The sequence below is a fragment of the Streptomyces sp. NPDC091281 genome (assembly GCF_044757425.1).
In the GTDB taxonomy this organism is placed as follows: domain Bacteria; phylum Actinomycetota; class Actinomycetes; order Streptomycetales; family Streptomycetaceae; genus Streptomyces.
In genome coordinates, this window is record NZ_JBIVUY010000016.1 from 23,499 (window position 1) to 42,288 (window position 18,790).

Annotated in this window: 21 protein-coding genes; 11 read left to right on the forward strand and 10 right to left on the reverse strand. The window is 72.6% G+C overall.

Features of this window, described 5'->3' with window-relative positions; genetic code table 11:
- The first annotated feature begins 158 nt into the window (after positions 1-158).
- Positions 159-1,901, forward strand: a complete 1,743-nt coding sequence (gene lysS / locus ACIQPQ_RS33185) for a lysine--tRNA ligase (protein WP_401311407.1) — start codon at positions 159-161, stop codon at positions 1,899-1,901.
- A 94-nt stretch (positions 1,902-1,995) separates the two neighbouring features.
- On the opposite strand, the gene ACIQPQ_RS33190 is transcribed toward lysS, so the two are convergent.
- Entirely contained in the window at positions 1,996-3,432 is a 1,437-nt protein-coding gene (locus ACIQPQ_RS33190; RefSeq protein WP_401311409.1) for a DUF2637 domain-containing protein, read from the reverse strand.
- A 65-nt stretch (positions 3,433-3,497) separates the two neighbouring features.
- Between ACIQPQ_RS33190 and ACIQPQ_RS33195 the strand changes: the two genes are divergently transcribed.
- Positions 3,498-3,641: a hypothetical protein gene (locus tag ACIQPQ_RS33195; RefSeq protein WP_401311412.1), complete on the forward strand. Its 144-nt coding sequence runs from the start codon at positions 3,498-3,500 to the stop codon at positions 3,639-3,641.
- Between the two features lie 184 nt (positions 3,642-3,825).
- On the opposite strand, the gene ACIQPQ_RS33200 is transcribed toward ACIQPQ_RS33195, so the two are convergent.
- A complete protein-coding gene (locus tag ACIQPQ_RS33200; RefSeq protein WP_401311414.1) occupies positions 3,826-4,698 on the reverse strand; it encodes a DUF3558 domain-containing protein in 873 nt (290 codons plus the stop codon).
- Positions 4,699-4,878: 180 nt separating this feature from the next.
- Positions 4,879-5,727: a DUF3558 domain-containing protein gene (locus tag ACIQPQ_RS33205; protein WP_401311417.1), complete on the reverse strand. Its 849-nt coding sequence runs from the start codon at positions 5,725-5,727 to the stop codon at positions 4,879-4,881.
- Positions 5,728-5,962: 235 nt separating this feature from the next.
- Between ACIQPQ_RS33205 and ACIQPQ_RS33210 the strand changes: the two genes are divergently transcribed.
- Entirely contained in the window at positions 5,963-7,156 is a 1,194-nt protein-coding gene (locus tag ACIQPQ_RS33210) for an RtcB family protein (protein ID WP_401311420.1), read from the forward strand.
- Positions 7,157-7,235: 79 nt separating this feature from the next.
- Here ACIQPQ_RS33210 and ACIQPQ_RS33215 read toward each other — a convergent pair whose 3' ends face one another.
- The 3 genes from ACIQPQ_RS33215 to ACIQPQ_RS33225 form a co-directional block, all read right to left on the reverse strand.
- Positions 7,236-7,430, reverse strand: coding sequence for a hypothetical protein (locus ACIQPQ_RS33215; protein ID WP_401311423.1), 195 nt, complete (start codon positions 7,428-7,430; stop codon positions 7,236-7,238).
- A complete protein-coding gene (locus tag ACIQPQ_RS33220; RefSeq protein ID WP_401311425.1) occupies positions 7,430-8,209 on the reverse strand; it encodes an SDR family NAD(P)-dependent oxidoreductase in 780 nt (259 codons plus the stop codon). Before ACIQPQ_RS33220 ends, ACIQPQ_RS33215 begins: the two co-directional genes overlap by 1 nt.
- 206 nt (positions 8,210-8,415) lie before the next feature.
- A complete protein-coding gene (locus tag ACIQPQ_RS33225) occupies positions 8,416-8,751 on the reverse strand; it encodes a YnfA family protein (RefSeq protein WP_383775754.1) in 336 nt (111 codons plus the stop codon).
- A gap of 178 nt (positions 8,752-8,929) precedes the next feature.
- On the opposite strand from ACIQPQ_RS33225, the gene ACIQPQ_RS33230 reads away from it, so the two are divergent.
- The 3 genes from ACIQPQ_RS33230 to ACIQPQ_RS33240 all read left to right on the forward strand — a co-directional run bounded on the left by ACIQPQ_RS33230 (position 8,930) and on the right by ACIQPQ_RS33240 (position 11,376).
- Positions 8,930-9,403 (forward strand): MarR family winged helix-turn-helix transcriptional regulator, encoded by a 474-nt coding sequence (locus ACIQPQ_RS33230; protein ID WP_401311429.1) that lies wholly within the window; start codon positions 8,930-8,932, stop codon positions 9,401-9,403.
- 3 nt (positions 9,404-9,406) lie between these two features.
- Entirely contained in the window at positions 9,407-10,444 is a 1,038-nt protein-coding gene (locus ACIQPQ_RS33235) for a permease (protein WP_401311432.1), read from the forward strand.
- Between the two features lie 131 nt (positions 10,445-10,575).
- Positions 10,576-11,376: a TIGR03943 family putative permease subunit gene (locus tag ACIQPQ_RS33240; protein ID WP_401311778.1), complete on the forward strand. Its 801-nt coding sequence runs from the start codon at positions 10,576-10,578 to the stop codon at positions 11,374-11,376.
- A gap of 50 nt (positions 11,377-11,426) precedes the next feature.
- Here the strand turns inward: ACIQPQ_RS33240 and ACIQPQ_RS33245 are convergent, their stop codons facing one another.
- A complete protein-coding gene (locus tag ACIQPQ_RS33245; protein ID WP_401311435.1) occupies positions 11,427-11,852 on the reverse strand; it encodes a winged helix-turn-helix transcriptional regulator in 426 nt (141 codons plus the stop codon).
- A gap of 236 nt (positions 11,853-12,088) precedes the next feature.
- Between ACIQPQ_RS33245 and ACIQPQ_RS33250 the strand changes: the two genes are divergently transcribed.
- Positions 12,089-12,982, forward strand: a complete 894-nt coding sequence (locus ACIQPQ_RS33250) for an NADP-dependent oxidoreductase (protein ID WP_401311437.1) — start codon at positions 12,089-12,091, stop codon at positions 12,980-12,982.
- 12 nt (positions 12,983-12,994) lie between these two features.
- Here the strand turns inward: ACIQPQ_RS33250 and ACIQPQ_RS33255 are convergent, their stop codons facing one another.
- The 3 genes from ACIQPQ_RS33255 to ACIQPQ_RS33265 form a co-directional block, all read right to left on the reverse strand.
- Positions 12,995-13,831, reverse strand: a complete 837-nt coding sequence (locus tag ACIQPQ_RS33255) for a DUF6597 domain-containing transcriptional factor (RefSeq protein ID WP_401311440.1) — start codon at positions 13,829-13,831, stop codon at positions 12,995-12,997.
- Positions 13,832-14,028: 197 nt separating this feature from the next.
- The gene (locus ACIQPQ_RS33260) at positions 14,029-14,205 is read right to left on the reverse strand and encodes a DUF397 domain-containing protein (RefSeq protein WP_401311443.1); all 177 of its coding nucleotides are present in this window, start codon (positions 14,203-14,205) and stop codon (positions 14,029-14,031) included.
- The gene (locus tag ACIQPQ_RS33265; RefSeq protein WP_401311446.1) at positions 14,202-15,068 is read right to left on the reverse strand and encodes a helix-turn-helix domain-containing protein; all 867 of its coding nucleotides are present in this window, start codon (positions 15,066-15,068) and stop codon (positions 14,202-14,204) included. Before ACIQPQ_RS33265 ends, ACIQPQ_RS33260 begins: the two co-directional genes overlap by 4 nt.
- 200 nt (positions 15,069-15,268) lie before the next feature.
- On the opposite strand from ACIQPQ_RS33265, the gene ACIQPQ_RS33270 reads away from it, so the two are divergent.
- The 4 genes from ACIQPQ_RS33270 to ACIQPQ_RS33285 all read left to right on the forward strand — a co-directional run bounded on the left by ACIQPQ_RS33270 (position 15,269) and on the right by ACIQPQ_RS33285 (position 18,789).
- Positions 15,269-15,706 carry an ATP-binding protein gene (locus ACIQPQ_RS33270; RefSeq protein ID WP_401311449.1) on the forward strand — a complete coding sequence of 146 codons (438 nt, stop codon included), beginning with the start codon at positions 15,269-15,271 and terminating at the stop codon, positions 15,704-15,706.
- Between the two features lie 406 nt (positions 15,707-16,112).
- Positions 16,113-17,276, forward strand: a complete 1,164-nt coding sequence (locus tag ACIQPQ_RS33275; protein WP_401311451.1) for an LLM class flavin-dependent oxidoreductase — start codon at positions 16,113-16,115, stop codon at positions 17,274-17,276.
- Complete coding sequence (locus ACIQPQ_RS33280) at positions 17,273-17,923, forward strand: FMN reductase (RefSeq protein ID WP_401311455.1); 651 nt, start codon at positions 17,273-17,275, stop codon at positions 17,921-17,923. The genes ACIQPQ_RS33275 and ACIQPQ_RS33280 overlap by 4 nt, the downstream gene beginning before the upstream one ends.
- Before the next feature lie 140 nt (positions 17,924-18,063).
- Positions 18,064-18,789, forward strand: coding sequence for a response regulator transcription factor (locus ACIQPQ_RS33285; RefSeq protein ID WP_401311458.1), 726 nt, complete (start codon positions 18,064-18,066; stop codon positions 18,787-18,789).
- Position 18,790 lies beyond the last annotated feature (1 nt).

The following is an 18,790-nucleotide window of genomic DNA, read 5'->3' on the forward strand; positions in this document are numbered from 1 at the left end:
TCCGGGAATCCGTGCCCCTGGGGGCGCGGGGTGGGTACGGAACGCCAGTATCCCACGCGGGGAAAAGCGGTTTTCGCGGATGCGGGCCGGGCTGGGACAATGAAGCGGTCAGCCGTGCGACCGTACCGGCTGCCCCGCATCACCTTCAGGAAGAGGACGTGCCGATCGTGGCTCAGAGCACCGAGACCACCGACTGGGTCTCCCGTTTCGCGGACGACGTCATCGAGGAGTCGGAGCGTCGGGCCCCGGGCAAACCGGTCGTCGTCGCGTCCGGCCTCTCCCCGTCCGGCCCCATCCACCTCGGCAACCTCCGCGAGGTCATGACCCCGCACCTGGTCGCCGACGAGATCCGCCGCCGCGGCCGCGAGGTCCGCCACCTGATCTCCTGGGACGACTACGACCGCTACCGCAAGGTGCCGGCGGGCGTCGCCGGGGTCGACGGGACCTGGGCCGAGCACATCGGCAAGCCGCTGACCGCCGTCCCCGCGCCCGCGGGCTCCGCCCACCCGAACTGGGCCGAGCACTTCAAGGCCGCGATGACCGAGGCGCTGGGCGAGCTGGGCATCGTCTTCGACGGGATCAGCCAGACCGCGCAGTACACCTCCGGCGTCTACCGCGAGCAGATCCTGCACGCCATGCGGCACCGGGGCGACATCGACGCGATCCTCGACCAGTACCGCACCAAGAAGGCCCCGGCGAAGAAGCAGCAGCAGAAGCCGGTCGACGAGGCCGAGCTGGAGGCCGCGGAGGGCTCCGGCGCCGCCGCCGAGGACGACGGCGGCTCCGGCTCCGCCGGGTACTTCCCGTACAAGCCGTACTGCGGCAACTGCGCGAAGGACCTCACCACCGTCACCGCCTACGACGACGACAGCACCGAGCTGACCTACGTCTGCGGCGCCTGCGGCTTCTCCGAGACCGTCCGGCTGAACGAGTTCAACCGGGGCAAGCTGGTCTGGAAGGTCGACTGGCCGATGCGCTGGGCCTACGAGGGCGTGATCTTCGAGCCCAGCGGCGTCGACCACTCCTCGCCCGGCTCGTCCTTCCAGGTCGGCGGGCAGATCGTCGGGATCTTCGGCGGCGCGCAGCCGATCGGCCCGATGTACGCGTTCGTCGGCATCAGCGGCATGGCCAAGATGTCCTCCAGCAAGGGCGGGGTGCCCACCCCGGCCGACGCGCTGAAGATCATGGAGCCGCAGCTGCTGCGCTGGCTCTACGCCCGCCGCCGCCCCAACCAGTCCTTCAAGATCGCCTTCGACCAGGAGATCCAGCGGCTCTACGACGAGTGGGACAAGCTCGACGCCAAGGTCGCCGACGGCTCCGCGCTCCCAGCGGACGTCGCCGCGCACGCCCGCGCGGTGCGCACCGCCGAGGGCGAGCTGCCGCGCACCCCGCGCCCGCTGCCGTACCGGACGCTCGCGTCCATCGCGGACATCACCGCGGGCAACCAGGACCAGGCGCTGCGCATCCTCTCCGAGCTGGAGCCGGACAGCCCGCTCGCCTCGCTCGACGAGGCCCGGCCGCGCTTCGACCGGGCCGAGGCCTGGATCAACACCCAGGTCCCCGCCGACCAGCGGACCGTCGTGCGCCAGGAACCCGACACCGAGCTGCTCAAGTCGCTCGACGAGGCCTCCCAGGAGTCGCTGCGCCTCCTGCGGGACGGGCTCGCCGACCACTGGTCGCTCGACGGGCTGACCCACCTCGTGTACGGGGTGCCCAAGGTGCAGGCCGGGTTCTCGGCCGACGCCGGGCCCAAGGAGCTGCCGCCGGAGATCAAGACCGCCCAGCGGACCTTCTTCGCGCTGCTCTACCACCTGCTCGTCGGCCGTGACACCGGGCCGCGGCTGCCCACGCTGCTGCTCGCGGTGGGGCAGGAGCGGGTGCGGGCCCTGCTCGGGGAGTAGGACGGAGGACGCCTCACGGGAAGGGGCCACTCGGCGGAGTTCGCCGGGTGGCCCCTTTCGCGTCAGGTGATGACCTCGTCCGGTGATGACCTCGTCAGGCGATGTGGTCCTCTTCCATCTCCGCCGTGTGGCGTTGCTGGAAGCGCTGGGCCAGCGCCTTCAGGGCGCTCGCGCTGAGCGTGATGCCGTACGTCGCCTGGATGTTGTCGCCCAGGACGCGGGGCGTGGGGTAACTGCCGTCTATCGACTGGCGGAAGACCATGTAGTACGCCTCGTCGTCCGGCTCCGGGGGACCGCCGCCCTCGCCCAGTTCGCGGGTGCGGCCGGGGGCCACCGGGATGGGGAAGCTGCCGGTCTCCTCCGGAGAGGGTTCCTGGGCGGGGGGCTCCTCCGTGTACTGGTCCTGGTACTGCTCGGCGTGCTGCTGCTCCGCGTACCACTGGGCGTACTGCTGGTCCGGGTCGTACGTGGGGTCGTAGCCGCCCTGGTACTCGACCTCCGTGGGAGGGCGGAACCAGGGGCTGGACTCGGGAGTGGGGTCGGGGTCCTGGTCCGGCTGGGGGGCGGGGTTCTGCGCGGGCGCGCTGGACTGTTCCCCGGCGTCGGGGCTCGGGGGTTGGTCGGGGCGCTGCTCGCTGGAGGGTGCCGCTGCGCCCACCCTCCCCCACTCTCGGCTTCGCTCGACCGGGGGGACCCCCATCGCCCCAGCGGCACGATTGCCCGCAGCGACGGCGGACCGGTCTTCCGCGGCTAGGGGAGTCAGGTCGGACGGGTTCGCTGCTGTCAGGATCGGGAGGTCCTGGGGTGGGTGGAGGGGGTGGGGGGCGGGGATGACCGCGGGTTCTATGCCCGCTGCCGCCAGGCCCGCGGGGGCTGTCTCCGCGAGGGGGACGCCGTAGCGGGCGAGGCGGAGGGGCATCAGGGACTCGACGGGGGCCTTGCGGCGCCAGGCGCGGCCGAAGCGGGAGCGCAGGCGGGCCTGGTAGACGAGGCGTTCCTGCTCCAGCTTGATGACCTGCTCGTAGGAGCGCAGCTCCCACAGCTTCATCCGGCGCCACAGTAGGAACGTGGGCACGGGGGAGAGCAGCCAGCGGGTGAGGCGGACGCCCTCCATGTGCTTGTCGGCGGTGATGTCGGCGATCCGGCCGACCGCGTGCCGGGCCGCCTCGACGGAGACCACGAACAGGATCGGGATCACCGAGTGCATGCCGACGCCCAGCGGGTCCGGCCAGGCGGCGGCGCCGTTGAAGGCGATCGTCGCCGCCGTCAGCAGCCACGCCGTCTGCCGCAGCAGGGGGAAGGGGATGCGGATCCAGGTCAGCAGCAGATCCAGGGCCAGCAGGACGCAGATGCCCGCGTCGATGCCGATCGGGAACACGTAACTGAAGTTCCCGAAGCCCTTCTTGAGGGCCAGCTCGCGGACGGCCGCGTAGGAACCGGCGAAGCCGATGCCGGCGATGACCACGGCACCGGCCACGACCACGCCGATGAGCACGCGGTGCATCCGGGTCAGCTGTATGGGCGCGGCCACCCGCACTCCCCTCCCTTGGCGTGTTGTTGCGCGCAACAGGGTGGCACATGTGTGCGGCTCGCGGGTTGCGCGAGGGTCAGGACTTCGCGGCGGACGGGCGTTACCGGCTCTTCGCGGTGGTTCGGGAGCCCGTGGAGCCGGTCTTCGCGTCCGCACCGCCGGCCACCTTCGACGGCGCCTTCGCCCGTGCCTCCGTGGCGGCCTTCTAGGGCCTTTCTTTCGGATCTGGTCGGCCGCCAGGTGCGGTGCCTCCTGGCCCGACCTGAGCGGGGTCTGGTGCGTGCAGCTGCAAGGCGGAGGAGGGCGTCAACGCGGAGCGTTGGCAACCGACGACAACGCGGCAGATGTGCGTGCCAGGGCACGCGACCGACGGCAAGATCCGAAAGAGAGGCCCTAGGCCTTCGGGGAGGCGGAGAGCGCGGTGGCGGAGGGTGCGGCCGAGCCGGTCGGCGCGGGGGCGGGGGCCTTCGAACCGGTGCCGTCGTCCTCGCCGTTGGCGGCGCGGACCGCGGCGACGGTCTCCTTGGCGGCCTTCTCCGCCGACTTCACGAGGGCGTCCGCGTCGGGGGTCTTGTCGCCCGCGAGACCGGCGCCGTTGTAGTCGACGCTCACCACGACGTTCTCGACGCGGGAGACGACCGTCTGCTGCTTGAAGGCGCCTTCCTTCTTCTTGAGGTCGTAGCGCACGGTGGTGGCCTGGTCGCCGGTGGCGGCGAGCGGCGCGGACTTCACGGCCGTGGCGCCGGTCGCGGCGAGCGCGTCCTGGACCTGCTTGCCGAAGTACTCCCGCGCCTGCTGTTCGCCGCTGCTGGCCGCGTCCGACTCGAAGCGGACCAGGGAGACGTTGAGCCAGCGGAACTGCGAGCCCTTGACGCCGTTGTTGTCGAGGCTGGACCAGGAGCAGGAGGCGCGGGCGGCGGTGTCGCTGGACGTGCCCTCCTTGCCCTTGCCGGAGGCCTTGGGGACCAGTTCGGTGAGCGTCTTCTTCGCCAGTACCCCGCAGCCCTCGGGCAGCGTCGCGTACGCGGCGGCCTGGACCGTCGGCGCGGCGCTCGGGGTGCTGCCGGTGGAGGCGCCGCCGTCCTGGCGGGCCGCGGCGTCGGGGGTGCCCGAGCCGCCGTCGGAGCCGGAGCCGGAGTCCGACGAACAGCCCGCGGCGATCAGCATCACGGGCACGGCGGCCACGGCCACGAGAGCGCGGCCCAGCCCTCCCGCGCGCTGGGTTCGCTGGTCACGGCGGTCGTCTCGCGGGGCTCGTCGCTGCATGGTTCCTTCACTCGCGGTGCTCGGGGTTCCTGCGGTCATACGGTCGGTCCTGCGGTCCTACGGCCGTTCTGCGGTCATACGGTCACATCACGTCCGATGGGCCACGGTACGCGGTACGGCCGCCGGGCCGCGGCCGTTCAACGGGGCCCGGGGCGCGGGCGGCCGGGGCGCGAAGTGGCCTCAACCGCCGAGGGAGTCGGCGAGCTGCGCCGCCAGTTTCCGGGCCCTGTCCTGCATGTCCTTGCTGTCGGGGACCGTGCCGACGGTGGTCGCCTGCTCCTCGTAGGAGAGGGTCACGATGACGTTGGACGTGCGGAACGCCACAGTCACGGTGCGCTGTTCGGCGGCCGAACCGGAGCCGCCGGGCACGTCGTCGAGGAACGCCTCGTCGCCGAGGTCGTCCAGCAGACGGGGCTGGAGGTCGGCGGGCGGCACCGACGGCGCCGGACTCGTCGAGGGCGCGGAGGACGCGGAGGACGCGGAAGACACAGCGCTGGACGGGCCGGTGGCGGCCGGGGTGCCGGAGGGGGTGGGGGCGCCGGTGGCGGGGGTCTCCCCGGCGGTGCCGGAGGCGGTCGGCGCGGGCAGGTCGGCGGCCGTCACCTTGCGGGCGAACAGCTCCTCGGCCTGGTTGTCGTCGCTGACGGCCGCGTCGTAGGAGACGACGCGCTCGAAGTCGACGCTCAGGTGGTCGAGGGCGTCCGCCGACTCCACCTTCCAGCGGCAGCCCGCCTTGCGGTCGGTGTCGTACGTCAGCGTCGCCTGGCCCGCGTAGGCCGCCTCGCGCCGGGTCTCGTCGGTGATCTCGCGCAGGCCGGGGAGGAGCGAGTCGAGGGTGGAGCGGGCGACGGCGCCGCAGGCCTCGGGGAGGGCGTCGTAGCGGCCGGGCTGGGCGGCGGCCGTGGTGGCGCCCGCCTCGCCGGGGTTGGCGTTGTCGGTCGCGCCGCCGTCCTCGGGGCCGCTCGTGCAGCCGGCGACCAGGACCGCGAGGAGCGCGGCGACGCCGGGTACGTACGCCTTCCGCTGCACGGTCGGCTCCTCTCGACGGGGGTCAGACGGGTTGATCATGGGGCGTCGTTCCAGTGTGCCCGGTCCTTAATCGGTTGCCGGACGGGGGCGGCCCCGGCAGACAATGTGTATCGCACGCACTGCCGTGGATGCCGGTCCGCCGTCCCAAAGGTCGACCTTGGCACCGGTTTTGCGGTTACCGACTTCTGCCATGGTTCCGCATGGCTTGTGATCGATCGCGGGGGAATGAGGGGTTATGTCGTACGTGGAGCTGCCGGGCGCGAAGGTGCCGATCCGTCTGTGGACCGACCCGGCGTCGGTCGAGGAGGGGGCGCTCCAGCAGTTGCGCAACGTGGCGACCCTGCCGTGGATCGAGGGCCTGGCCGTCATGCCGGACGTCCACTACGGCAAGGGCGCGACGGTCGGTTCGGTCATCGCGATGCGCGGCGCGGTCTGCCCGGCCGCGGTCGGCGTCGACATCGGCTGCGGGATGTCCGCGGTGCGCACCTCGCTCACCGCGAACGACCTGCCCGGGGACCTGTCCCGGCTGCGCTCGAAGATCGAGCAGGCCATCCCGGTGGGCCGCGGCATGCACGACGACCCGGTCGACCCCTCCCGCACGCACGGCTTCGCGACCGCCGCGTGGGACGACTTCTGGACGCGCTTCGACGGCATCGCCGACGCGGTGAAGTTCCGTCAGGAGCGGGCCGGGAAGCAGATGGGCACGCTCGGCTCGGGCAACCACTTCGTCGAGGTGTGCACCGACACGACCGGCGCGGTCTGGCTGATGCTGCACTCCGGTTCGCGCAACATCGGCAAGGAACTCGCCGAGTTCCACATCGGGGTGGCGCAGAGGCTCCCGCACAACCAGGGGCTCATCGACCGCGACCTCGCGGTGTTCGTCGCGGACACCCCGCAGATGGCGGCCTACCGCAACGACCTGTTCTGGGCGCAGGAGTACGCGAAGTACAACCGCACCCTGATGATGGCGCTCCTGAAGGACGTCGTCCGCAAGGAGTTCCGGAAGGCGAAGCCGACGTTCGAGCCGGAGATCAGCGCCCACCACAACTACGTGGCCGAGGAGCGCTACGACGGGATGGACCTGCTCGTGACCCGCAAGGGCGCGATCCGGGCCGGGTCCGGCGAGTTCGGGATCATCCCCGGTTCCATGGGCACCGGTTCGTACATCGTGAAGGGCCTCGGCAACGAGAAGGCGTTCAACTCGGCGTCGCACGGTGCCGGTCGGCGGATGAGCCGCAGCGCGGCCAAGCGCCGTTTCTCGACCCGCGACCTGGAGGAGCAGACGCGGGGCGTGGAGTGCCGCAAGGACTCCGGGGTGGTGGACGAGATACCGGCCGCCTACAAGCCGATCGAGCAGGTCATCGACCAGCAGCGGGACCTGGTCGAGGTCGTCGCGAAGCTGCGGCAGGTCGTCTGCGTGAAGGGCTGAGCCGCCGGGGCACGGTCCGACTCCCGCTCGCGCGGGGCGGGTTGCCGTGTCCGGCGGGGCCGGTCGGGCGTCCGGCGGGTCAGTTGCCGTGCTTGACCGCGTAGATCATCACGAACGCGATGATGTGGATGCCGAAGAGGAAGTACGCCAGGAAGTACCAGACCTGGCGTTCGTCCTTCGTCTCCTGGGCCAGGCGGCGCCGTTCCGCCGTCTGTTCCGGGGGCGCCCCGGCCGTCGCGTCGGCCGTCGTCTCCCGCGGGGTCCGGTCCGGCATCAGTGCTCCCTGTGCACCTTGGTGTTGGAGGCCTGGGCGCGGGGGCGCAGGACCAGCAGGTCGACGTTGACGTGGCTCGGGCGGGTCACCGCCCAGGTGATCGTCCCGGCCACGTCGTCGGCGGTGAGCGGCTCGGCCACACCGTCGTACACCTTGGCCGCGCGCTCGGTGTCGCCGCCGAAGCGGGTCAGGGCGAACTCCTCGGTCCTCACCATGCCCGGCGCGATCTCGATGACGCGGACGGGCTGTCCGACGATCTCCAGGCGCAGCGTCTCGGCGAGGACGTGCGCGCCGTGCTTGGCGGCGACGTAGCCCCCACCGCCCTCGTAGGTGCCGTGGCCGGCGGTCGAGGAGACCACGACGACGGTGCCGTCGCCGCTCGCGACCAGCTTGGGCAGCAGCGCCTGGGTGAGGTTGAGGGTGCCGAGGACGTTCGTCTCGTACATGGTCCGCCAGTCGGCCGGGTCGCCGGTCGCGACCGGGTCGGCGCCGAGCGCCCCGCCCGCGTTGTTGACCAGCACGCCGATCGTGCGGAACGCGGTCGCGAACTCGTCGACGGCCGCCCGGTCGGTGACGTCCAGCGGGTACGCGGTCGCCTGGCCGCCCGCCGCGGTGATCTCCTCGGCCAGCGCCTCGATGCGGTCCTTGCGGCGGGCCGTGAGCACCACGCGGTACCCGGCCTCGGCGAGCTGCCGGGCGGTGGCGGCGCCGATACCGCTGCTCGCGCCCGTGACGACGGCGATGCGGGCGGCGGCGGACGGGGCGGCGGCGGTGGCCATGGGGGCTGCTCCTCGGGCGGACGGCGGGACGGGACGGGCGTGGGGCGGACCCCGCCCGGCCAGGATAGGCGGGCGTGCGGCGCGCGCGGCCGGTGATCCCGGCCCGTGGACATCCGCCGCACGGCTTCCGGCCGACGGCCGTCGGCCGCGACCGACGGCCACCGGCGCCCGCCGCACCCGCCGGGGCCGGTCGGCGGAGGGCCGCCTCAGTGTCCGCGCGGCGCCCACATGATCACGGCCATGCCCGCGAGGCAGACCAGGGCGCCGGTGACGTCCCAGCGGTCGGGCCGGTAGCCGTCGGCGACCATGCCCCAGGCCAGCGAACCGGCGACGAAGACCCCGCCGTACGCGGCCAGGACCCGGCCGAAGTCGGCGTCCTGCTGCAAGGTGGCGACGAAGCCGTAGACGCCGAGGGCCATCACGCCGCCGCCGATCCACAGCCAGCCGCGGTGTTCGCGCACGCCCTGCCAGACCAGCCAGGCGCCGCCGATCTCGAAGAGGGCGGCGAGGGCGAACAGGGCGGCGGAGCGCAGTACGTACATGGCCGCAGCTTGGCACGGGCCCGGTCCGCGGCTCGGCCCGGACCCCTGCCGCGGCTCGGGCCCTGCCGCGGCTCGGCCCGGACCCGGCCGCCGCGCGGACCGGCCCGGTGGGGTGCGGAAGGGGTCCGGCCGGGCGTCGTACCATCTGCGGACGGCGCTACGAAGGGGTGTGCGGGCGATGTCCGGGAACGTGCGGTCGCGGTTGCTGGACGAGCTGTCCACCGTCTCGCGGCGGTACGTGGCCGCGTTCGCCCTCTTCAACCAGACGGTCGCCGACCGGCTGGGCCTGCACCCGACCGACCTCCAGTGCCTCAACCTGCTGTCGCTGGAGCCGGAGCCGGTCACCACCGGCACGGTCGCCGAGCTGACCGGGCTCACCACGGGCTCCGCGACCCGGCTGGTGGACCGGCTGGAGAAGGCGGGGTACGTGGTGCGCGAGCGGGACGCGGAGGACCGGCGGCGGGTACTGGTGGCGGCGGTGCCGGACCGGGTCGCCGAGGTGGGGCGGACCTGGGAGCGGCTGGGCGGCGACTGGAGCCCCCTCTTCGACGACCTCGACGACGCCGAACTCGCCGTGATCGTGCGGCACATGCGGCGGACGGTGGAGTTCAGCGCACGGCAGGTCGCACGCGGCCGGGGAGGTCTGAACTAGGGCATGAGCAGTGTCAGTGACATATCCGGTGCCGCTGCGGCGGTGGACGCGGGCACGGAGCCGGACGCCGGGCCGCCCGCGCGGGGGCTGCCCCCGAACTGGCCGTGGCTGCTGGCCGCCGCGGCCCTCGTTCCCGGGCTGATCCTCGTCGTCGTCGGGCGCTCGCTGGAGCAGCCCGCCGTGCAGGCCTGGCGGACGGTCTGTCTGGCCGTCACCGTGCAGGCGCTGCCGTTCCTGCTGCTCGGGACCGCCCTGTCGGGGGCGATCAACGCGTTCGTCCCGGCGAGCGTCTTCCAGCGGCTGCTGCCGAAGCGGCCCGCGCTGGCGGTGCCGGTCGCCGGGGCCGCCGGGGTGGTGCTGCCGGGCTGCGAGTGCGCGTCGGTGCCGGTGGCGAACAGCCTGATCGGGCGGGGCGTCACCCCGGCCGCCGCGTTCGCGTTCCTGCTCTCCGCGCCCGCCGTGAACCCGGTCGTCCTCACCGCCACCGCGATCGCCTTCCCCGGCAGCCCCGAGATGGTCCTCGCCCGGCTCGTCGCCTCCCTCGTCACGGCCGCCGCGATGGGCTGGCTGTGGCTCTGGCTGGGCCGCGCCGAGTGGCTCAAGCCCGCCGTGCGGCACACCGGGCACCAGGCGGGCCGCAGCCGCTGGACCGAGTTCCGGCTCGGCTTCCAGCACGACTTCCTGCACGCCGGGGGCTTCCTGGTGGTCGGCGCGATGGCGGCGGCGACCTTCAACGTGGCCGTGCCGCGCTCGGTGGTGGACACCTTCGCCGGGTCGCCCTGGCTGTCGGTGCTGTTCCTGGCGCTGCTGGCGATCGTGCTGGCGGTCTGCTCGGAGGCGGACGCGTTCGTGGCGGCCTCGCTGACGGGCTTCTCGCCGACGGCCCGGCTGACGTTCATGGTGGTCGGCCCGATGGTCGACCTCAAGCTGATCGCCCTCCAGGCGGGCACCTTCGGCCGCGCCTTCGCCGTACGGTTCTCCAGCGCGACGGCGGTGGTGGCCGTCGCGGTCAGCGTGGTGGTGGGAGGGGTGCTGCTGTGACCGGCGAGGCGAGGGACACCACCGCGGGCGACGGGGTCGCGCAGGGCGTGGGGGGCGGCGGGTCCGCGGACGCCGCGACCGGTGACGGCGGCGGTGGCGGCGGGGCGGTCCGGCGGCTCGCGCAGGCGGCGCTGCTCGCGCTGTGCGGGGTCGGACTCCTGCGCGCGTCCCTCCTCACCGACGCCTACCTCCGTTACGTCAAGGAGGGCATGCGTCCGCTGCTGATCGCGTCCGGTGTGCTGCTGGTGGGGCTGGCGGTCGCGGAGGCGGTCTCCGCGTGGCGGGCGCGGCGGCGGGGTCCCGGCGGAGCACACCTCGGCGAGGGGGCCGGGGATCAGGGCGCCGACGGGCACGAGGACGAGGGGCACGGAGGTGACCGCCACGGCCACGGGGGCGAGGGCGCCGACGGTCACGACCACTCCTCCGTCCCCCGGGTGGCCTGGCTGCTGTTCCTGCCCGCGCTGAGCCTGCTCTTCTACGCGCCGCCCGCGCTGGGCTCGTACACGGCGGCCCGCGAGAGCCCGAAGGCGGTCGCGGTCGTCGCGGAGGACGGATTCGACCCGCTGCCCGCGACCTCGCCGCTGCCGATCACGCTGACCGACTTCACCCAGCGGGTGCAGCAGGACGAGAAGCGGGCGATCCGGGGCCGGACGGTCCTGATGACGGGCTTCGTGACGCCCGCCGACGGCGACAGCTGGTACCTGACCCGCATCATGCTGTCCTGCTGCGCGGCCGACGCCCAGTCCGTGAAGGTGCGGGTGTACGGGGTGGAGGCGCCGAAGGCCGACACCTGGGTCAGCGTGACGGGCACCTGGCACGAGGAGGGCACCCTCGGCACCTCCTCGGCGGCGGTCGCCCTGGACGGCGCCGCCGCGCGGAAGATCCCCCGCCCGTCGAACGGCTACACGGACGCCCTCCCCCTGGGGTCGTAGGGGCGGGGCCGGGTCGTAGGGGCGGCGGGGCCGGGTCGCAGGGGGCGGGGCTACGCGCCCGCCGCCGCCCCGCTCGCCTGCTCGGCGTCGTACCGCTCGCGGGCGGTGTGCACCTCGTCGAAGTGGGTCTCCGCCCAGGCCTTCACCGCCGTGAGCAGTGCGGCGAGGCTGCTGCCGAGCGGGGTCAGTTCGTAGTCGACGCGGACCGGGACGGACGGGGTGACCGTGCGGCTGAGGATGCCGTCGCGCTCCAGGGTGCGCAGGCTCTGGGTGAGCATCTTGGGGCTGACCCCGGCGATCTTGCGGGCCAGGTCGCTGTAGCGCATCGCGCCCTCCTGGCCGAGCGCGGCGACGATCAGGCTGACCCACTTGTCGCTGATGCGGTCCAGGAGCTGGTTCGTCGGGCACGCCTTGAGGAAGGCGTCGTACTCGGCGCGCGCCCGCTCGCGCCGCTGCACCGCGTTCATGGTCGCCATCGCCCGTCCGCCCCGCTCTCTTCGTCGGTCCCGGTCGCCGCCGGGTCCCCAGGTCTTTCCCAGGTCTTCGCCGTGGACGGTGCCGGTCGGCTCTCCGTCCGGTGTGCTACGCACCTTGAGGTAACTACTTCCTCGTGGATAGTAGCTCTTCCTAGGGTTGCGGTCGAGGCCGCGGCACCGAGGCGCGCGGCCCAGTGGTCTCCGGATCGACTCCGGAGAGGACGGTGGGAGTGGTCATGCGTGCAGCGGTGGTGCGGTCGTTCGGCGGGCCCGAGGCCGTGGAGGTCGTGGAGCGGGAGCGGCCCGAGCCGGGGGCCGGGCAGGTGCGGATCAAGGTGGCGGCGTCCGCACTGAACCCGGTCGACGCCGGGGTGCGGGCGGGGGCGTTCGGCGGGGCGGGCCAGGAGATCGGGCTCGGCTGGGACGTCGCCGGGACGGTGGACGCGGTGGGCGGGGGCGGCTCCCCGTGGGCCGTCGGCGACGAGGTGGTGGCCCTCGACCACGGGGTGATCAAGCCGCTCGGCGCGCACGCCGCGTACGTCGTCGTGCCCGTCGGCGCGGTGGCGAAGGCCCCGGCCGGGGTGGACGCGGTCCACGCGGCGACCCTGCCGCTGAACGCGCTCACCGCCGACCAGGCCCTCGACCTGCTCGACCCGCAGCCGGGCGCGTCCCTGCTGGTCACGGGTGCGGCGGGCGCGGTCGGCGGCTACGCCGTCCAGCTCGCGGCCCGCCGGGGGCTCAAGGTGACGGGCCTGGCGCGGGCGGCCGACGAGGCGTTCGTACGCGGTCTCGGCGCGGCCGGGTTCGTCGCGGGGGAGGCCGAGCCGGGCGCGTACGACCTGGTCCTGGACGCGGCCGTACTGGGCGGACCCGCGCTGGCCCGGGCGCGGGACGGCGGCGCCTACGTCGGCGTGATCCCGCACGCCGAGCCCGCCTCCGAGCGTGGGGTGAGCACGACGGCGGTCGAGGTGGCCGCGGACGGCGCGCGGCTGGCGGAGCTGGTGCGGCTGGTGGAGGAGGGCGCGCTGGAGCTGCGGGTGGCCGGGGAGTACCCGCTCGCCGACGTGGCGACGGCGCACGCCCGCCTCGCGGAGGGCGGACTGCGGGGGCGGCTGGTGCTGGTGCCGTAGCCGTGCCGGGATTCAGGGAGCGGCCGGGTGGGGGCGGGGCGCGTACGCCGTCGGCGGCACCCCGACCGTGGCCTTGAAGTCGCGCACCAGGTGGGCCTGGTCGGCATAGCCCAGGTCGGCCGCGAGGCCCGCCCAGTCCAGGTCGGCGGAGGTCTCGGCCCGTTCCAGCGCCTCGTGGATGCGGTAGCGGAGGATGACCCACTTCGGGCTGACGCCCACCTCGGCGGCGAAGAGGCGTTGCAGCTGCCGGACCGAGCAGCCCTCGGCGCGGGCCAGGTCGGTGACGCGGCGGATCGCCCGGTCGGCGCGGACCCGGTCGGCGAGGGCCATGGCCCGCTCGGAGCGCGGGTCGGGGCGGGGCGCGCGGGCGAGGAGGAAGGCGTCGAGGGCGGCGACGCGGGCGTCCTCGTCGGCGGGGGTCAGGACGGGCGCCGGGTCGGTGTCCAGCGGGACGCGGCGGCCGGTCCAGTACGACACCGGCCGGCCGGGGGCGAAGGGGCGGAAGCCGCCGGGCCGGAACTGGACCCCGCAGACCCGGCCGCGTCCGCTGAGCTTCTGCGTGAACAGGCCGAGCCCGACCCCGGCGGTCTCCACGAACCCCGAACCGACCCCGGCCCCGACCGCCCCGGTCCCGCCCGTCTCCCCCTCGTACCGCTGGAAGACGATGTTCACCGACGGGTGCGGGACGACGTGCGAGGCGTGCGGCCGGTCGAGGTCCCAGTCGATCAGCCAGTAGTGCTCCAGCCAGCGCCGCAGCGCCGCCGCCGGTTCCCGCCGCCGGAACCGGACCCGCGCGAACAGCTCGGCGGCGTCGACGATCCCCCGGGTGTCACGGCGTGGTGCGGCCATGGGGCGATCGTAGGACGGGGGAGTGACAGGGGCGCGGGGGCACGGGGGAGGGGGTGTGGACGGAGGCGGCTTCTGGATGGTTCATGCCTCCGACTTGTCAGAGAACAGAAAAGAAGCCCCGCTCGCACATCGTGCGGGGCTTCCCGTCGTGTTGAATCCGCTCGGCCTCTCAGCAGCCCGCGGAGAGATGCGGAGCGTCAGCCCTTGACCAGGCCGAGAAACGCGTTCCACGCGTCCGGCTTGAAGAGCAGCGCCGGGCCGTCGGTCTGCTTGCTGTCGCGCACGGGAACGACCCCCGCAACGCGGGCAGACTCGAGGCAGTTCTGTGCGCCGTTGCTGTAGCTGGACTTGAACCACTCGTACCGGTTCGTCATTTTGACCATTCCTCTTCGATTACGCGCCCGATCAGCGCTTGGGACTGCTCAACCGACAGCGCATCGGTATTGAGCTGCCGAAACAGGTTCGTGAACACGCGGACCTGAGTTGTTTCCTCGTGGTACACCGTGTTCAGCAGACCGAGGCTGTAGACGATGTCCGTCTCTGCCTGATCCGGGAACGAGAGAATCCCGAACGGTCCGTAGAGCAGGCCATTGAGTCGCGAACCCGTCGGAAGCACCTGGACGTTGATGTTCGTCGCGTCCATGTCCGCCAGCAGGGAACGAAGCTGTTCCCGCATGGTTTCCGCCGTTCCCACAAGGTGAGTCAGGGTCTCTTCCGTGATGACGACCCAGAGCGACAGCGGAGTCATGCGCGCGAGCACTCGCTTGCGCTCCTGCCTCACCCGCAGTTGAGCCGCTACTTCCTCGTCGGTGAACTCGGGTGCCTGCAACCGGATCACTGCCTCTGCATAGGCGTCGGTCTGCAAGAGACCCGGAAGCAGAGACGTCTCCACCACGTACAGGCTCGATGCCGAGTGCTCCAGCGCGATGTAGTCGGCGTAGACCGGCTGCAACGCGGTCTCGTACTCCGACCACCAGCCGCGCTCGCGTCCGTTGCGGGCGAGGTCGACCAGAAGTGCACGCGTCTTCTCGTCCGCGACGCCGTAGGCGTCCATCAGAGCTTTCAAGTCCAGAGATCGCACACCGGAGTTCGCGGACTCTATGCGGCTCACTTTCGAGTCGGCACAGTCGAGGATCTTCGCCGCGTCAGCCAGGGTCTTGCCTGCCTCCATGCGCAGCTCACGCAGCATCCGCCCCAACCGCCGCTGGCGCACGGTCGGGTTCCGGTTCGTCGGCAACCTCGCCCCCTCCTGATCACTTCGTCACATCCAAGTCTGCCTGTCACGTACAGCGATCACAACCACCTTCAATCTCTCTAAGTAGGGGATTGCAACTTGAGAGACACTCGGTCATCCTGAGGGCACGTCAATAACCCTGCGTCAATGGGCGGTTACTGTGCGACGCCTTGTCGTGTCGACTTCCGTCCCTGGGAGGCTGTATGGACTTCCGCACGGACCGATCGCGCTACCCCACACATCGGGCCCAAGTGAAAGCGGCACGCGACCACGTCAGGCGCGTCGCACTCTCCTGGGGACTCGATGACTCGCTCGTTGAGGCGCTGACCCTCATGGCATCCGAGCTGGCGACGAATGCCGTACTCCACTCGCGCACCCGAGGGCGCCAGTTCGGCGTGACCTTGACCCTCTCGCCGGACTGCGTCCGACTTGCGGTGCGCGACGCCGGAAGTCGTCCGCCGGTCCTTCGCGCCCCCGCCTGCGACGAGCCGTCCGGGCGTGGCCTGGTTCTGGTGGACGCTCTCTCCGATCGCTGGTCCACCATCTGGGAGATCGTCGGCAAGACGGTCTACGCGGAGATCCGCATCGCTCCGGCACGCGGCCATGAACGTGGGAACGGTGTGGTCCATGTCCAGCGCTGACGCCGTCGAGTCGACGCGGTCCGTCGAATGCGCTCTGGCTCGTCGCGTCGGGTACGAGATGCCGCACGGTGAGTGCCGACGGTCTGCGATGTCCCACTCCTGCATTCCGTCGGAATCGTGCTGGTCCCCCGGTGTCGCTGTGCGTGCCATCGGGTGGTGACGGTGCCGTGACGGAAGGCGGTTCCGCGGGGGCGCCTGCTTCCGGTCCTTCCCCTGCGGGCATGTAGGGCGTGCGCCCCAGTGGTTCCGAGGCGTGCCTGGTGTGGAGGTGAACCACATCAGGCGCGCCCTGTGTCCAGTGCCGGGACGCGACCTCGCCCTCTGGACGCCATCCGGAATAGCCCGGCCAGGCTCGCTGTTCGACGGGTATAGTTTAACCGTCAACAAATCTGGAGGGTGAGCGGCCATGCAGTTCGGGATCTTCACGGTGGGCGATGTCACACCGGACCCCACGACGGGGCGGGCGCCGACCGAGCGGGAGCGGATCAAGGCCATGGTCGCGATCGCGCTGAAGGCCGAGGAGGTCGGGCTCGACGTCTTCGCCACCGGTGAGCACCACAACCCGCCGTTCGTGCCGTCCTCGCCGACGACCCTGCTCGGCTACGTCGCCGCCCGCACCGAGAAGCTGATCCTCTCCACCTCGACCACGCTGATCACCACCAACGACCCGGTGAAGATCGCCGAGGACTTCGCGATGCTCCAGCACCTGGCCGACGGGCGCGTCGACCTGATGATGGGGCGCGGCAACACCGGCCCGGTCTACCCCTGGTTCGGCCAGGACATCCGCCAGGGCATCAACCTCGCCGTCGAGAACTACAACCTGGTCCACCGGCTGTGGCGCGAGGACGTCGTGAACTGGGAGGGCACGTTCCGTACGCCGCTCCAGGGCTTCACCTCGACGCCGCGCCCGATGGACGGCGTCCCGCCGTTCGTCTGGCACGGCTCGATCCGCTCGCCCGAGATCGCCGAGCAGGCCGCGTTCTACGGCGACGGCTTCTTCCACAACAACATCTTCTGGCCCGCCGACCACACCCGCCGCATGGTCGAGCTGTACCGCGAGCGGTACGCCCACTACGGCCACGGCACGCCCGAGCAGGCCATCGTCGGTCTCGGCGGCCAGGTGTTCATGCGCGCCACCTCGCAGGACGCGGTACGGGAGTTCCGGCCCTACTTCGACAACGCGCCGGTCTACGGGCACGGTCCGTCCCTGGAGGACTTCACCGACCAGACCCCGCTCACCGTCGGCACCCCCGACCAGGTCATCGAGAAGACGCTGCGCTTCCGCGACTACGCGGGCGACTACCAGCGCCAGTTGTTCCTGCTGGACCACGCCGGGCTGCCGCTGAAGACGGTGCTGGAGCAGATCGACCTGCTCGGCGAGAAGGTCGTGCCCGTGCTGCGCGAGGAGTTCGCCAAGGGCCGCCCGGCCGACGTGCCGGACGCCCCGACCGACGCCTCCCTGCTGGCCGCCGAGCGGCGCGCCGGGCGCGAGGCCGCCGACGGCGCCGGGAAGGTCGGGGACAGCGAGAAGACCGCCGGGGACAGCGAGAAGAAGGAGGTTGTCGCATGAGCGGGCTCGTCGTCGTGTCGGCGGGGCTGAGCGTCCCGTCGTCCACCCGGCTGCTGGCCGACCGGCTCGCCGCCGCCACCGCCGGGCACGCCCCGGCGGGGACCGAGGTGCGGGTCGTGGAGCTGCGCGACCTCGCCGTGGACATCGCCCACCACCTCACCAGCGGTTTTCCGGGACGTACCCTCGCCGCCGCGCTCGACGCGGTGACGCGGGCGGACGGGCTGATCGTGGTGACGCCGGTGTTCTCCGCCTCGTACAGCGGGCTGTTCAAGTCCTTCTTCGACGTCCTCGACAAGGACGCCCTGGCCGGGAAACCGGTGCTGATCGCCGCGACCGGCGGCACCGCCCGCCACTCCCTCGTCCTCGACCACGCGCTGCGCCCGCTCTTCTCCTACCTCCGCGCGGTCGTCGTCCCCACCGGGGTCTACGCCGCCTCCGAGGACTGGGGTGCCGAGGGGCTGCCCGAGCGGATCGAGCGGGCGGCAGGGGAACTGGCCGCGCTGATGGGCGGGTTCGCGGGGCGGCGCTCCGACACGGGCTCGCGGGGCGACCGTGCCGGGGAGGTGCCCGCCGCGCGGGCGGACGGCTTCACCGTCGTCCCGTTCGCCGAGCAGCTCGCCGCGCTGCGGCCCGCCGCCTCCCGCTGACGCCGACCGGGACCGGCCGCCGCCCGGCCGAGCCCCCGCGGCGCCCGGCGCGCGTCCCCTCGGGTGAGAGGCGCGTAAGAAGGGCACCCGGTGAGCCGCCCGTCACGGCGGGCGGCCGGGCGGGCTGGAACACTGGCCGGGTGCCTCAGACCGTGCTGCTCGCCGAAGACGACCGCGCCATCCGCAACGCCCTCGAACGCGCCCTCACCCTGGAGGGGTACGAGGTCGTCGCCGTGGCCGACGGGGTCCAGGCACTCGCCCAGGCCCACCGGGCGGCGCCGGACGTCATCCTGCTCGACGTGATGATGCCCGAGGTCGACGGCCTCCAGGTCTGCCGGGTGCTGCGCGCCGAGGGCGACCGCACCCCCATCCTGATGCTGACCGCGCTGGTCGAGACCGCCGACCGGATCGCGGGCCTCGACGCGGGCGCCGACGACTACGTCGTGAAGCCCTTCGACGTCGAGGAGGTCTTCGCCCGGCTGCGCGCCCTGCTGCGCCGCACCGGCCCCGCCGCCGCCCCGGCCGCCCCCGCGGACCCGCCGAAGGCCCCGCCCGCCGCGTCCGCCCGCCACCTGGAGGCGGCCGGGGTGCGCATGGACACCCAGGCCCGCCGCGCCTGGCGCGACACCCGCGAACTGGAGCTGACCCGCACCGAGTTCGAGCTGCTCGAACTCCTCGTACGCCATGCCGGGGTGGTCCTCGACCACGCCACGATCTACGACCGCATCTGGGGCTACGACTTCGGCCCCGGCTCCAAGAACCTCGCCGTGTACGTCGGTTACCTCCGCCGCAAGCTCGACGGCCCCGGCGCCCCGCCGCTCATCCACACCGTGCGCGGCGTCGGTTACGTGCTGCGGGAAGACTGAG

Bases quoted from the DNA above. Each gene is read 5' to 3' on its own strand.
- ACIQPQ_RS33200 (WP_401311414.1), bottom strand. From the start codon at position 4,698: ATGCAGCGACGAGCCCCGCGAGACGACCGCCGTGACCAGCGAACCCAG.
- ACIQPQ_RS33210 (WP_401311420.1), top strand. From the start codon at position 5,963: ATGTCGTACGTGGAGCTGCCGGGCGCGAAGGTGCCGATCCGTCTGTGG.
- ACIQPQ_RS33215 (WP_401311423.1), bottom strand. From the start codon at position 7,430: ATGCCGGACCGGACCCCGCGGGAGACGACGGCCGACGCGACGGCCGGG.
- ACIQPQ_RS33220 (WP_401311425.1), bottom strand. From the start codon at position 8,209: ATGGCCACCGCCGCCGCCCCGTCCGCCGCCGCCCGCATCGCCGTCGTC.
- ACIQPQ_RS33225 (WP_383775754.1), bottom strand. From the start codon at position 8,751: ATGTACGTACTGCGCTCCGCCGCCCTGTTCGCCCTCGCCGCCCTCTTC.
- ACIQPQ_RS33230 (WP_401311429.1), top strand. From the start codon at position 8,930: ATGTCCGGGAACGTGCGGTCGCGGTTGCTGGACGAGCTGTCCACCGTC.
- ACIQPQ_RS33235 (WP_401311432.1), top strand. From the start codon at position 9,407: ATGAGCAGTGTCAGTGACATATCCGGTGCCGCTGCGGCGGTGGACGCG.
- ACIQPQ_RS33245 (WP_401311435.1), bottom strand. From the start codon at position 11,852: ATGGCGACCATGAACGCGGTGCAGCGGCGCGAGCGGGCGCGCGCCGAG.
- ACIQPQ_RS33250 (WP_401311437.1), top strand. From the start codon at position 12,089: ATGCGTGCAGCGGTGGTGCGGTCGTTCGGCGGGCCCGAGGCCGTGGAG.
- ACIQPQ_RS33255 (WP_401311440.1), bottom strand. From the start codon at position 13,831: ATGGCCGCACCACGCCGTGACACCCGGGGGATCGTCGACGCCGCCGAG.
- ACIQPQ_RS33260 (WP_401311443.1), bottom strand. From the start codon at position 14,205: ATGACGAACCGGTACGAGTGGTTCAAGTCCAGCTACAGCAACGGCGCA.
- ACIQPQ_RS33270 (WP_401311449.1), top strand. From the start codon at position 15,269: ATGGACTTCCGCACGGACCGATCGCGCTACCCCACACATCGGGCCCAA.
- ACIQPQ_RS33275 (WP_401311451.1), top strand. From the start codon at position 16,113: ATGCAGTTCGGGATCTTCACGGTGGGCGATGTCACACCGGACCCCACG.
- ACIQPQ_RS33280 (WP_401311455.1), top strand. From the start codon at position 17,273: ATGAGCGGGCTCGTCGTCGTGTCGGCGGGGCTGAGCGTCCCGTCGTCC.